A 13,800-nucleotide genomic window follows, 5' to 3' on the forward strand; every position below is an offset into this window, starting at 1 on the left:
ACAAATGCCTCAGCGACCGGCTTTTTGCGCATTCAAATATTGATCAAACAATTGGCTGCTAGACGACCCAACCGTGGTTTCTCTGGGGTTGGGAATTTTCATGACGAACATCTGGGCTTGCCCAACGGGTATCGCGGCCACGAGCAGGCCAGCCGGCGCGCGATTTCGGAATGCGTTTCTGGGCACGGTTGCCGCCGGCGCGCTGTCGCTGGCCTTCGGGGGCCCGGCGCTGGCGGGGCCTGACGCCTGTACGATCGACGGTACCGGCACAATCGAGACCTGTAGCGGCAATCAATCGGCCGGGATTGGCATTACTAACGTCCCCGTCCCGACGACGGTCGCCACCCTCAACGTCAACAATCTGACCACGGCCATCACGCCCGCGAGCGGGACGCCCGGCATCGGGCTCCTTTCAGTTGGCGACGTCACCATCACCAGCAACACCGGCGCTTTCGGCATCACCACTAGCAACGCGGCCGGGATTACGGCCAGCAACCTGACCGGGATTGGCCCCTTTGCCGACGGCCACTTGACGGTGACCTCGACCGGCAACGTCAGCACCACGGGCGACCACGAGGCCGGGATCCTTGCCGTCGGTATTGGCACTGTGACAGTGACCTCGACCGGCAACATCGCCACCACGGGCGACCAGGCATTTGGCATTGGTGCCTCAGTCGGTTCCATTTCCAATGGTTCAGTCTCCGTCACCTCGACCGGCAACATCACTACGGCGGGCGCCACCTCGGCCGGAATTTCTGCTTCCGGCGGGACCAACGACGCGGTGCTGGTGAACTCGACCGGCAATATCAGCGTCACGGGCGCTATCGTGGACGGGATTCAGGCCTCTCGGCTGGGGGGTGGCCTTGCCCCGGTCACAGTGACCTCGACCGGCAACATCACCGCTTCCGGCAGTCTCGGAGCGTTCGGGATTTCTGCCACTGGCGTTAGCGACGGCACTGTGACAGCGATCTCGACCGGCAACATCGCCGTCACGGGGAGCTTATTGGCGGAGGGGATAGCCGCTGCCAACGGCGGCAATGGCGGCGTGAACGTGATTTCGACCGGCAATATCGTCGTTGCGGGCAATCAGCCGATTGGCATTCTTGCCGAAGCCTTTGGTTCCGGCGCAGTCACAGTGACCTCGACCGGCAACATCACCGTCGCCGCGGGGTCCGCAGGGAGCGGGATTTTTGCTCTAAGCCACAGCGGCCCGATCGCGATCACCATCAAGTCCGGCACGGTGTCCGGCGGCGCGGGGGTCGGGTTCCTGGGGCTCACGGCGGCGGTCATTCTCAATGGCGGCACCGACAATACGCTGACCAACATGGGCACATTGATGGCCCTGTCCGGCCTCGCGATCGAGACAGTCAGCGGCAACAACACCGTCAGCAACACCGTCAACAACTCCGGCACGGTGATCGGCAATGTGATTCTGGGCAGCGCCACCAATGCCTTCAACAACATGGTGGGCGGGCTCTTCAACGCAGGCGCCACCGTCGATCTCGGCGCCGGCAATCTGCTGACCAATTCCGGCACGCTGTCGCCGGGCGGCGCGGGGACGATCCACACCACGGCAGTGACAGGCAATCTGGTGCAGAGCGCGACCGGTCGGTTGCTCACCGACATCAACATTTCAGGCGGAACGTCTGACCGGATCAATGTCTCCGGCACGGCCGGTCTGGCGGGCGCAGTGCAGTTGCAGGTGCAGAACGTGACAGCCGGGCCATGGCAACAGACGGTGCTGTCGGCAACGGGCGGCACCACCAATAGCGGGCTGTCGCTGCTGGCAAGCCCGGCGCTGCAGGCGCAGTTGGTGTTTCCCAATGCCACCGACGTCGTCGTCAAGAGCGCCGGAATCAATTTCGTGGTGCCCGGCCTTGGCGTCAACCAAACCGCGCTCGGCAATGCGTTCAACGGCGCGTTTCTGTCCGGAGGCGCCGGTGGGGGTCCGATATTCGACGCGCTGCTCAACGGCCCCACATCGGTGGCAGGGTATAGCTCGGTTCTCTTCCAGCTCTCCGGCGAGGCTGCCACCGGGACGCAGCAAACCACCTTCGACGCGATGAACATGTTCATGGGCACGATGCTCGATCCCTTCAATCGCGGCACGACGTCGACGCCGGGCAGCAGCGTGAGCGGCTACGCCTCCGAAGGCGATGCCAGTGCCTATGCTTCCGATAGTCGCAAGCGAACCGGCGCCGAACGTGACGCCTATGCGATGTTCACCAAGGCGCCGCTGGCGAAAACCTGGGATCCGCGATGGAGCGTGTGGGCGGCCGGCTTCGGCGGCTCGCAAACCACCGACGGCAATGCCGCCGTCGGTAGCAACAGCGTGACCAGCCGCCTCTACGGTGGCGCGGTCGGCGCGGATTATCTGTTGTCGCCAAACACCGTTGCCGGCTTTGCGCTCGCCGGCGGCGGCACCAGCTTCAGCCTCGCCAACAATGCCGGCAGCGGCCGCTCCGATTTGTTCCAGGCCGGCGTCTATGCGCGCCACAATTTTGGTCAAGCTTATATCAGCGGCGCGCTGGCCTATGGCTGGCAGGATATCACCACCAACCGCACCGTCACCTTGGCGGGCCTCGACCAGTTGCAGGCGCGCTTCAATGCCAACGCGTTCTCGGGCCGCGTCGAAGGCGGCTATCGTTTTGTCAGCCCCTGGATGGGCGTCGGCATCACGCCCTATGCGGCGGGACAGTTCACCACCTTCGATCTGCCGGCCTATGCGGAGCAGGCCATCGTCGGCACCAATAATTTCGCGCTGGCCTATGGCGCGAAAAGCGTTACCGATCCGCGCAGCGAACTCGGCTTCCGCACCGACAAGTCCTTTGCGATGCCGGATGGCGCTCTCATGCTGCGCGGCCGTCTCGCCTGGGCGCATGACTACGATCCCAACCGTTCGATCGGCGCCACCTTCCAGTCGCTGCCGGGCGCGAGCTTCGTCGTCAACGGCGCGGCGCAGGCAAGCGACTCCGCACTCGTCACCGCTTCCGCCGAGAAGAAATGGCTGAGCGGCTGGTCGGCGGCGGCGACCTTCGAGGGAGAGTTCTCTCAAGTCACCGCCAGCTACGCCGGCAAGGGCGTCGTGCGGTATGCGTGGTGAGGCCTGCGACTTCCGCTGTCGGCGTTCGGCTGATTACTCGTGCCGTCACCCGCATTTTTTGCGCATTCAAATATTGATCAAACAGTTGGCTGCTAGACGACCGCGTCGGCTCAATTCTGCCGGTCAGCGTAGAAGGCGGGGGGGACGGCTGTGAAATTCGACGGAAGACGCGAACGGCGGTTGATTGGCGCGAACGGACATCAGCCGCGTTCGGTGAAGATCTGGCGGAAGACGCTTTTTGTCACGTCCGCGCTGATCGGCTCTCTGGCGCTGCCGGCCGCGGCGCATGCCCAGTCCTGGGTGGGCGGCATTACGGCTCCGATACCGTCCGCAACTTCGAACGACTATAACAACGCCGCCAACTGGAGCCCGGGCCACTTCCCAGGGCTAAACGACGTCGCTGTTTTCGGTCCGTCGAACAATACAGACCTGACACTCACCCTCTTTGACAACGAAGTCCAAAGCTGGAATTTCACTTCGACAACGGATTACACCTTCAACATCGTTCATCCTATCGTGAATCTGCCCCCTCTTGGATTTGTTCCATTTCTTCTCGGCTTCAACGGCGATGGCATCACTGGCAATAGCAGCCACGTCACGTTCAACAACCTCACCGGCTTAGTCCTATTCGCAAATTCGAGCACCGCCGGTCAGGCCACGTTCAACAATCCTTCAAGTATTTGGTTCAGGGACAACAGCACCGCCGCCAACGCCACCTTCAACAATACTCACGAAATCGATTTTTTCGACTCCAGCACCGCCGGCAACGCTACCTTTAAGAACACGGTTCGGCCCGGGGACGTCGGAAGCACCATCTTTCGTGATCAAAGCACCGCCGGCAACGCCACCATCATCATTAAAGATGATGGTGTTGGGGGTGCCTTTTTCCGCGACGCCAGCACGGCTGGCCACGCCACCATAACCAACAGTGGCGGGGGTATCGCATTTGGAAACACCGCCACGGCTGGTCAGGCCACCATAACCAACGATGGCGCGACCTCGATAATCGCATTTTTAGACACCGCCACGGCTGGTCAGGCCATCTTCTTGAACGTCAATGGGGGCGATATCTTTTTTGGTTTTTTTGCGGGGGATAGCCCCACTGCGGGCAATGCCACCATCATCAGCGACGCTACCAGCACTATCCGTTTCTTCGAAACCAGCACCGCCGGCAGCGCGACTATTGCAACCAGCGGCACGACGCAATTCTTCGAAAACAGCACCGCCGGCAGCGCGACCATTGCAAACGGCGGCACGATGTCATTCCTCGCCAAAAGCACCGGCGGCAACGCCACGATCACCAACGGCGCCGCGGCGGTTACGGATTTCAGCGCTTCATCCGGGCCGAACGGCGATCACAAGCTCAGCGCTGGTTCGATCGCCGGCGGCGGCCTCTTCGCGCTCGGGCAGAACGAACTCACCGTGGGCGGCAACAACCTCTCCACCGCCGTGAGCGGCGTGATCGCGGACGGCGGCGCCGGTGGCGGCACGGGAGCATCACTGGTGAAGAGGGGTACCGGCACGCTGACGCTCAGTGGCAACAATACCTATAGCGGTGGTACCTCGATCAACGGTGGCACCGTGGAGATCTCGGCAGACAGCAATCTCGGCGCGGCCAGCGGCAATCTCGCCTTCGCCGGCGGAACGCTGCGATTCCTCGCCGACGTCACCACGAACCGGGCGGTGACGCTGAACGCAAGCGGCGGCATTGTCGACACCAATGGCAACAACGCCACGCTCGCCTCCACGGTGTCTGGCGCTGGCGGCCTGACCAAGACCGGCACCGGCACGCTGACGCTTGGCGGCACCAATACCTATGGCGGCGGTACGACAATCAACGGCGGCACGCTGGCGATCTCGGCGGACAACAATCTCGGCGCGGCCGGCGGCAATCTCGCCTTCGATGGCGGAACGCTGCGCTTCCTTGCTGACGTCACCACGAACCGGGCGGTGACGCTGAACGCAGGCGGCGGCACTTTCGATACCAACGGTAACAACGCCACACTCGCCTCCACGGTATCAGGCGCCGGCGGCCTGACCAAAACCGGCACCGGCACGCTGACGCTTGGCGGCACTAATATCTATGGCGGTGGTACGGCCATCAACGGCGGCACGCTGGCGATCTCGGCAGACAACAATTTCGGCGATGCCAGCGGCAATCTCGCCTTCGATGGCGGAACGCTGCGGTTGCTCCTCGGCGTCACGACCAACCGGGCCGTAACCCTGAACGCAGGCGGTGGCATTGTCGATACCAACGGTAACAACGCCACTTTTGCCTCCACGGTATCAGGCGCGGGCGGCCTGACCAAAACCGGAATCGGCAGGCTGACGCTTGAGGCCAACAATACCTACACGGGCGCGACCACCGTCAACGGCGGCACGCTGGCGGGGGACGTTGCAAATGCATTCAGCGCGGTGAGCGCGATCGCGATCAACAGCGGCGGCACCCTCGATCTCGGTGGCTTCGCGCAAACCGTCAACACGATCAACCTCGCGGGCGGCACGCTCGCGAACGGAAGCCTGACGGGGGCAGTCAATTCAACCGGCGGGACGATCACCGGTCTTGGCGGCTCGGCAAGCCTGACGACGACCGCTGGTACGACGACGCTGGATGGCAGCAATACCTATAGCGGTGCGACCGCGATCAGCGGCGGCACGCTGGCGGCGGGTGCGGCAAATGCGTTCAGCGCGGTGAGCGCGATCGCGATCAACAGTGGCGGCACCCTCGATCTCGGTGGCTTCGCGCAGACCGTTAACACGATCAACCTCGCCGGCGGCACGCTCGCGAATGGAACGTTGACGGGAGCGATTCAGTCAATCGGCGGGACGATCACCGGTCTTGGTGGCTCAGCCAGCCTGACGACGACCGCTGGTACGACGACGCTGGATGTCAGCAATACCTATAGCGGTGCTACCGCGATCAACGGCGGCACACTGGCGGGAGGTGCGGCGAATGCATTCAGCGCGGTGAGCGTGATCGCGATCAACAGCGGCGGCACGCTCGATCTCGGTGGCTTCGCGCAAACCATCAACACGATCAACCTCGCGGGCGGCACGCTCGCGAATGGAACATTGACGGGGGCGGTCAATTCGACCGGCGGGACGATCAGCGGTCTTGGCGGCTCAGCCCGCCTGACGACGACAGCTGGTACGACGACGCTGGATGGCGGCAACACCTACACAGGCCCGACCAGCGTCAATGGCGGTGCGCTGATCGTGAACGGTTCGATCGCTTCGGCCGCCACCGTCAACAGCGGCGGCATCCTGGGCGGCGTCGGAAGTATCTTCAACGACGTCGCGGTCAACAGCGGCGGCATCTTGGCGCCCGGCAACACCACGGTGGGAACATCGCTGACGGTGGGGGCAATCTCGCCCTGCAATCCGGCGCGCAATATCTTGTGCAGCTTTCGCCGGTAACATCGACGTTCGCCAACGTCACTGGGCAGGCGACGCTCGGCGGCGCCACGGTGAACGCGGTCTATACTCCCGGCAACTTCGTGTCGAAGCAATACACGATCCTGAATGCGACGAGCATCCGCGACACATTCGCCACGCTGGTGAATACCAATCTCCCCAGCGGCTTCAACACCAGTCTCAGCTATGACGGGACCCACGCTTTTCTCAATCTCACACTCAATCTCGTCCCACCGTCGTCCCCAACGAACGGCGGCGGCGATGGTCTCGGCAACAATCAGCGCAACGTCGCCAATGCGTTGATCAATTTTTTCAACGCCGCCGGCGGCATTCCCGGCGCGTTCGGCACGCTGACGCCGGCAGGCCTGACCCAGGTCTCGGGCGAGGGCGCGACCTCCTCGCAGCAGGGCACGTTCAACGCCGTGAACCAGTTCATGGGCGTGCTGACCGATCCGTTCGTCGAGGGACGTGGCGATGCCGTGGCGCCATCGGGAGCCGTGACAGGCTACGCCGGGGAGGGCGACGCGCTCGCCTATGCTGCGAAACGCGGCAACAAGAGCGAGCGCGATGCCTATGCGACGATGGCGCGCAATGCGCCGGCTGCCGACACCTTCGCCGGCCGCTGGAGCGTGTGGGCGGCAGCCTATGGCGGTTCGCAGACCACGGACGGCAATGCGACGCTCGGGTCCAACAGCACGACCAGCCGCATCTTCGGCACCGCGGTTGGTACCGATTATCGTATCTCGCCGTACACGGTCGCAGGCTTTGCGCTCGCCGGCGGTGGAACCAGCTTCAGCGTCGTCAATGGCGGCTCGGGCCGCTCCGACCTGTTCCAGGCCGGCGCCTTCATCCGCCACAATGTGGGTGCGGCTTATGTCTCCGGCGCGCTGGCCTATGGCTGGCAGGACATCACCACCAACCGCACCGTGACGGTTGCCGGTATCGATCAACTTCGCGCGGAGTTCAATGCCAATGCGTGGTCGGGCCGCGTCGAAGGTGGCTATCGTTTCGTTGCGCCGGTCATGGGTGGCGTCGGCATCACGCCCTATGCCGCCGGACAATTCACGACCTTCGACCTGCCGAGCTACACGGAGCAGGCGGTCGTCGGCTCGAACCAGTTTGCGCTCGCCTACGCATCGAAGAGCGTGACTGATACGCGCAGCGAGCTCGGCCTTCGCACCGACAAATCATATGCGATGCTGGACGGCGTTCTCATGCTGCGCGGTCGCGTGGCATGGGCGCATGATTTCGACCCCAGCCACAGCATTGGAGCCACTTTCCAGGCGCTGCCGGGCGCGAGCTTCGTCGTCAACGGCGCGGGGCAGGCAAGCGACTCAGCACTCGTCACCGCCTCGCTGGAAAAGAAATGGCGCAACGGCTGGTCGGCGACGGCCACTTTCGAGGGAGAATTCTCTCACGTCACCGCCAGCTATGCCGGCAAGGGCGCCGTGCGGTATGCATGGTGAGCCGGCGACTTGCGCTGTTGGCCACTTTTCGGACAGGGGGCCACCTCCGACTTAAGTCGGCTATGCGCAGCCGCGGCCGATGAAGATTTAGGCTGCAAGGTTGCAAGACCGCAGAGCCCGGCCTCCCTCTTGAGGCCAGGCTTTTTCTTTGCCGCAGTGCGATCACGACGGAAATCGCCAGCCCCTTGCGCCATGCTGTCCCCCAAGCCTCGCGTGGAAGAAATTTAGCGAGGCCGCAGGATGGGTTTCGCCGTTATAGCCCGAAGCCGGCGTTGCCGCTCAATCCGACGATGTTCGAGCCAAGTAACCGTCGAAAGGGGGCTGGTCCCAGACGTCCGCTTCTGGGTCGTTAGCTGACCCACAGCGGACTGTTGCGCGATGGCAGCGTTTGACCCTATGCGGACGTCGCTGGCGACGCGGCTGGCGGCTGGATCGTGAGCAGAGGGATCGCGCGGATATCTGAAGGAACCACGGAACCAACCGGTCGTCTGGAGGTCGCCAATCGGTGTTACCCCGCCTGCAATTTACGCCGAACAATCCGTGCGGTAGCGTTGCTGCGATCCTGTCGTGATCCAAGTTCCAGAACCGGGTGGGCAAGCCGGGCACAGCACGCGAACGTGCATGTCAACGTGGTCGGAGGAGCCATGAAAAAACTTACGATGGCCGCAGCGATGATTCTCGCTGCCGCAGGGTACGCGGTGGAAGCGTCGGCCGACGACGCCATGGTGACAAAGACCGGATCCGCCACGCCCGCGACGGTGTCCGCGCAGCTGGCGGCGTGCGGGAGCATCGAGGAGTTTTTCCTGACGGGCTGCGCGCTGACTTCGAGCGGTATCACCGTGTACGGCATCGTCGACACCGGCGTGAGCTGGCGCAGCCATGGCGCGCCGTTCAGCGGGACATCCGCCCCGGGCGTGGACTATCTCGTTCAGAGGTACAGCAACCGCCCGCGCTGGGATCTCGGGCCGAACGGCTTGAGCCAGTCCAACATCGGCATCAAGGGCAAGGAGCCGATCGCGCCCGGATGGGATTTCATTTTCGACCTGCAGGCCGGGTTCGATCCCTATTCCCTCCGTTTTCCGAACGGGCCGCACTCGGCGGCGCAGAACGCCGGCGTACCGGTTACCAGCCAGGACGCCTACGCCGACTCCAGCCGGGCCGGACAATTCTATAATTCCGTGGGCTATGCGGGCGTCAGTTCTCCCTTTGGCACGTTGACTCTCTTCCGGCAAAACGCGCTCACGCTGGATGCGGTTTTTGCCTATGACCCAATGGGCGCCTCATACGCCTTTTCGCCGCTCGGCTGGCAGGGACTAACCTGCGGCGCGGGCAACACCGAGACCTGCCGGCACAGCACGGCGCTGAAGTACCGTGTCGACATCGACCAGTTCAGGGTGGCGGCACTCTGGCAATTCGGTGGCTACGAACTCAACAATGCCGCGACCGGCACCTACCAGCTCCAGGTCGGCGGCGACATCAACCTCGCCGGAGGCAAGCTTTCGCTCGACGCGATCGGCAGCTACGCGCAGAACGCCGTGGCGATCGGGCTTGCCGGCAACACGCTGCCGGCGGTGCTGCCGCAGGTTCTCACCGCCACGCTCTCCGACAACTCGGCCGTGATGCTGGTCGGCAAATACACGCGAGGGCCCTGGCAGCTGTTTGGCGGATACGAGTTCATCCGCTATGCGCCGCCCAGCGATCCCTTCGCTCCCGGCACCGGCTTCATCAATATCGGCGGCGACTTCGTCTGCGCCGGCTGCACGGCCATCAACAACACCAACATCAACAACACCGCGTTCAGCGCCGGTGACAAACTGTTCCATGTGGTCTGGACCGGTGTGAAATACGCCGTCACCGACGATCTCCACGTGATCGGCGCCTATTATTACAACGACCAGCCTGCCTTTGGTGCGCCCGTCAACTGCATCAACCCCGCGGCGTTTGCGAACTGCCACGGTACGCTGAATGCTGCCTCTGTCGCAGTCGATTGGCAGTTTGCGAAGAAGTACGACGCCTATGCCGGCGTGATGTGGTCGCAGGTCAGTGGGGGCCTCGCGAACGGCTTCCTCAACCGTGCCTCGATCGCTCCGACGGTCGGGTTACGCTTCCGGTTCTGAAGGACAGCGGCGGATTACGCTGTCGCTGGAGTTCTAAACGCGGCCAATGTAGCGCCTTTATGCCGGTTATTGGCCCAAATGCGAAGTCCGGCGTCGCTCTGAAGGCGTCTGCTTATCAGTGAACACCGGAAGAGGCTGAGAGCGCTCAAGACGACGTTTTTGACCCGAAGCTGACATTTGCCTGTGAATTTATTTTCGAGTAACTAGCCGACTATGCAACCTAATGCTGCACAAAGGAGAGGCGAATGCTTTGCTTCGAGGTTTGGAGGAATGGTGAAAAGCTAACGACGGCAGGTGTGTCAGAAGGCGTGGTGTCCGTCATTTTGCACTGGGTCGGCAAAGGGCCAGACGCTTCATCAATCGCAGCTTCGTCAGCTGAAGCTATACCGGGGATTAAGTGTGCGGTGGGTGGAATTGAAGGCGTTACTTCGGTCGACTGGTACGAAACGGATCAGTTGAGGATCGGCGACGAACTCAGGGTACGTTTAATGTCGTACGATCAGTCCGATCCGCCAATCCGATCACAAACGGCCCCACGTGGTAATCCGGATTGGGTCAGAAAACATCGCCCAGAATGATAGCCACCTCCGACGATTCCTCTTGGAAGGAAACCGAATGGCACCGCCCCGCATCACCCTGAGTCTGGCCGCCGATGGTCTGTTTGAGATGTGGCTCAATCCTGAGGGGCGTGACCTCCTCGTGCAGAAGCTCACAGCGCTAACAGTTGAGAACGAGCACTTTCATCTAAGCCCTGCACCTGCTGGAGAGCTTGAAGTTGCCACTACGGCCTATCGCGAAGGCGATCGGGTGCTTGAGTGGGGCAAGGTCTACCTAAGGACCGACGAGTGGGATGAAAGGTATTTTCCGCACGTTCTCAAGTGATACCGACGCGCCGCGATACATGCTTGGCGAAAGGTTCGACTTCCGCCTGTGGCCCATCGCGTCAGTTAGTCCGATGCAGCGTTTGTCCGGAGTCGGGGGTAAAGCCGACCTGCCGACTGAGCGCCCGGACTTCTCAGTTTGACCCGAAGCCGACCTTGCGCCGATGCTGCTGGAGGCGCGGTGCGGGCTCGAAAATAAATTCGCAGAGCATGTCGTTTTGGCGGTCCGCCGTTCGACTGGGTGTCGGCGGAGCCACTTCGGTTGTGGCTGGAGCTCACAATGTGACTGGATCTTACGGAGGTTGGCAATGACGATCTCGCATCGATTTATCGAGACAAATGGCATTCGAATGCACCTGGCCGAAGCAGGGAGCGGCCCCACCGTGCTTCTCTGCCATGGCTTTCCGGAGTGCTGGTATTCGTGGCGGCACCAATTGGAAGCGCTCGCTGCCGCCGGATATCGCGCCATCGCGCCCGACATGCGTGGTTACGGGCAGACGGACAAACCGGATGCGATCGATCAATACACTCTATTGCATTTGACCGGAGACATGGTCGGATTGCTCGACGCGATCGGCACGGATCAAGCAGTCGTTGTCGGACATGATTGGGGAGCGCCGGTCGCTTGGCGCTGCGCTCTGTTCAGACCGGATCGATTTAGGGCCGTCGTTGGCTTGAGCGTGCCGTTTCAGGTGCGTGGTCCCGACCGACCAAGCACCGTCATGCCGAGGACCGAAAAGCAGCGCTTCTATCAACTGTATTTCCAGACGCCGGGCGTTGCCGAGGCAGAACTCGAAAAAGACGTCCACAACGCAATCAAGACGACATTGTTCGCCCTATCTGGCGATGCGCCGGTTGAAGATCCAGCGTCGCTCACGATGCTTCCTAGTGAGGGGGGGTGGCTTGATGGGAAGCCTACAACCCAATCATTGCCGACGTGGCTCACGGACGGTGACATCGAATTTTACGTTGAGGAGTTCAAGCGCACCGGCTTTGGAGGAGGTTTGAATTGGTATCGCAACATTGATCGCAATTGGGAGTTGCTCGCACCATGGTCCGGCGCAAAGGTTCAGGTCCCGGCACTCTATGTCGTTGGCGATCGAGACGGGGTTTACAGATCGCCGAGTTGGAGCCATCTCGTCCCTAGCCTGAAACAGTTCGTGCCCTTGCTTCGCGAGACAATAGTCTTGAAAGGTTGCGGTCATTGGACTCAGCAAGAGCGCGCCAAAGACGTAAGCAATACGCTCCTGGAATTCCTGAAACAGTTATAGATCGCGAACGGGGACTTGCGTAGACGCGGCAAGCAACGCAATGTCGCGTTTTGGCCCTTTTCGGACATCGAACCGTGTCCGACTTGGGTCCGCTGTACACACCAAAGCGGGCATGCGGCGTCCCCATCGTCTGCCGAATAGATGGCAACCGTTTAGTGCCAGCCTCGACTGCTTCATGATCCGCGCGCACCAGCGCTGATCATTCGAAAAAGCCGCAAATCCACGGAGCCCGGCCCCGTCAGGAGGCCGGCCATTTTTCTTTTACCGCAGTGCGATCACGGTGGCATTCGTCCGGCCCTTGCGCCATGCTGGCCCCAAGCCTCGCCAAGAAGGCCCACAATCTTAAATCCATCAGGGCAGGAAACCATGAAGAGACGAGACTTCATCAAGGTCACAGGGCTTGCTGCGGCCGGCGCCGCCACGCTCGCTTCTCCCGCGATCGCGCAGTCGATGCCGGAGATCAAATGGCGCATGCCGACGAGCTGGCCGAAATCGCTCGACACGCTCTATGGCGGCGCCGAGATGATGAGCAAGATGGTGGCGGAGGCGACCGACAACAAGTTCCAGATCCAGGTCTTCGCGGCCGGCGAGATCGTGCCGGGCCTGCAGGTGCTCGATGCCGTGCAGAACGCCACCTGCGAGATCGGCCACACCGCGTCGTATTACTATTTCGGCAAGGACCCGACCTTCACCTTTGGCTCGTCGGTGCCGTTCGGTCCGAACATGCGCATCAACCAGGCCTGGTACATGCTGGGCGGCGGGCGCGACGTGCTCAACGAGTTCTACAAGAGCTACAACGTCATCTCGCTGCTGGCGGGCAATACCGGCTGCCAGATGGGCGGCTGGTTTCGGAAAGAGGTCAACACGCCGGATGATCTCAAGGGCATGAAATTCCGCATCGGCGGCTTTGCCGGGCGCGTGCTCCAGAAGCTCGGCACGGTGCCTCAGCAGCTCGCCGGCGGCGACATCTATCCGGCGCTGGAGAAGGGCACCATCGACGCCGCCGAATGGGTCGGTCCCTATGACGACGAGAAGCTCGGCTTCTACAAGATCGCGCCGCACTATTACTATCCCGGCTGGTGGGAAGGTGGGCCGATGCTGCTCGCCTTCGTCAACCTCGACAAATGGAACGCGCTGCCGAAATATTATCAGAGCGTGCTCACGCAGGCCGGACATTACTCCAACAATTACATGATGGCCCGTTACGACCAAGCCAATCCGCTGGCGCTGAAGAAGCTGCTCGCCAACGGCACCAAGCTGCACGCCTTCTCGCCGCCGATCATGGACGCCTGCTACAAGGCGGCCAAGGAGCTGCACGACGAGGTCTCGGCGACCAATCCCAACTTCAAGAAGGTCTACGAGTCCCTGACAAAATTCTCCAACGACAGCTATGCCTGGTTCCAGGTCGGAGAAGTCGGCTACGATATCTTCATGTCGCGGCGGTCGCAGGGCTGAGCGCGGCGGTCGTCGCGGCGTGATCTTCCGAGCAGCGAAAGCCCGGTCTCGCAAAGCGCGAGGCTGGGCTTTTTGCGTGCCTTGACACGTCGG

General features: G+C 62.1%; 8 protein-coding genes. All 8 read left to right on the plus strand.

Going from position 1 to position 13,800, the window contains the following annotated elements; genetic code table 11:
• The first annotated feature begins 100 nt into the window (after nucleotides 1–100).
• The 8 genes from V1280_RS00570 to V1280_RS00605 all read left to right on the plus strand — a co-directional run bounded on the left by V1280_RS00570 (nucleotide 101) and on the right by V1280_RS00605 (nucleotide 13,707).
• On the plus strand, nucleotides 101–3,103 hold the full coding sequence (locus V1280_RS00570) for an autotransporter outer membrane beta-barrel domain-containing protein (RefSeq protein ID WP_334518048.1): 3,003 nt from the start codon (nucleotides 101–103) through the stop codon (nucleotides 3,101–3,103).
• Nucleotides 3,104–3,253: 150 nt separating this feature from the next.
• Complete coding sequence (locus V1280_RS00575; RefSeq protein ID WP_334518050.1) at nucleotides 3,254–6,520, plus strand: beta strand repeat-containing protein; 3,267 nt, start codon at nucleotides 3,254–3,256, stop codon at nucleotides 6,518–6,520.
• Nucleotides 6,502–7,983, plus strand: a complete 1,482-nt coding sequence (locus V1280_RS00580; protein WP_334518052.1) for an autotransporter outer membrane beta-barrel domain-containing protein — start codon at nucleotides 6,502–6,504, stop codon at nucleotides 7,981–7,983. The genes V1280_RS00575 and V1280_RS00580 overlap by 19 nt, the downstream gene beginning before the upstream one ends.
• Nucleotides 7,984–8,627: 644 nt before the next feature.
• Nucleotides 8,628–10,100: a porin gene (locus tag V1280_RS00585; RefSeq protein WP_334518054.1), complete on the plus strand. Its 1,473-nt coding sequence runs from the start codon at nucleotides 8,628–8,630 to the stop codon at nucleotides 10,098–10,100.
• A 245-nt stretch (nucleotides 10,101–10,345) separates the two neighbouring features.
• Complete coding sequence (locus V1280_RS00590) at nucleotides 10,346–10,678, plus strand: hypothetical protein (protein WP_334518056.1); 333 nt, start codon at nucleotides 10,346–10,348, stop codon at nucleotides 10,676–10,678.
• A 37-nt stretch (nucleotides 10,679–10,715) separates the two neighbouring features.
• The gene (locus tag V1280_RS00595; RefSeq protein ID WP_334518058.1) at nucleotides 10,716–10,982 is read left to right on the plus strand and encodes a hypothetical protein; all 267 of its coding nucleotides are present in this window, start codon (nucleotides 10,716–10,718) and stop codon (nucleotides 10,980–10,982) included.
• Between the two features lie 307 nt (nucleotides 10,983–11,289).
• The gene (locus V1280_RS00600) at nucleotides 11,290–12,252 is read left to right on the plus strand and encodes an alpha/beta fold hydrolase (RefSeq protein WP_334518060.1); all 963 of its coding nucleotides are present in this window, start codon (nucleotides 11,290–11,292) and stop codon (nucleotides 12,250–12,252) included.
• A gap of 366 nt (nucleotides 12,253–12,618) precedes the next feature.
• Nucleotides 12,619–13,707, plus strand: a complete 1,089-nt coding sequence (locus V1280_RS00605) for a TRAP transporter substrate-binding protein (RefSeq protein WP_334518062.1) — start codon at nucleotides 12,619–12,621, stop codon at nucleotides 13,705–13,707.
• Nucleotides 13,708–13,800: the final 93 nt, after the last annotated feature.

It is taken from the genome of Bradyrhizobium sp. AZCC 2230 (genome assembly GCF_036924495.1).
Lineage (GTDB): Bacteria > Pseudomonadota > Alphaproteobacteria > Rhizobiales > Xanthobacteraceae > Bradyrhizobium > Bradyrhizobium rifense.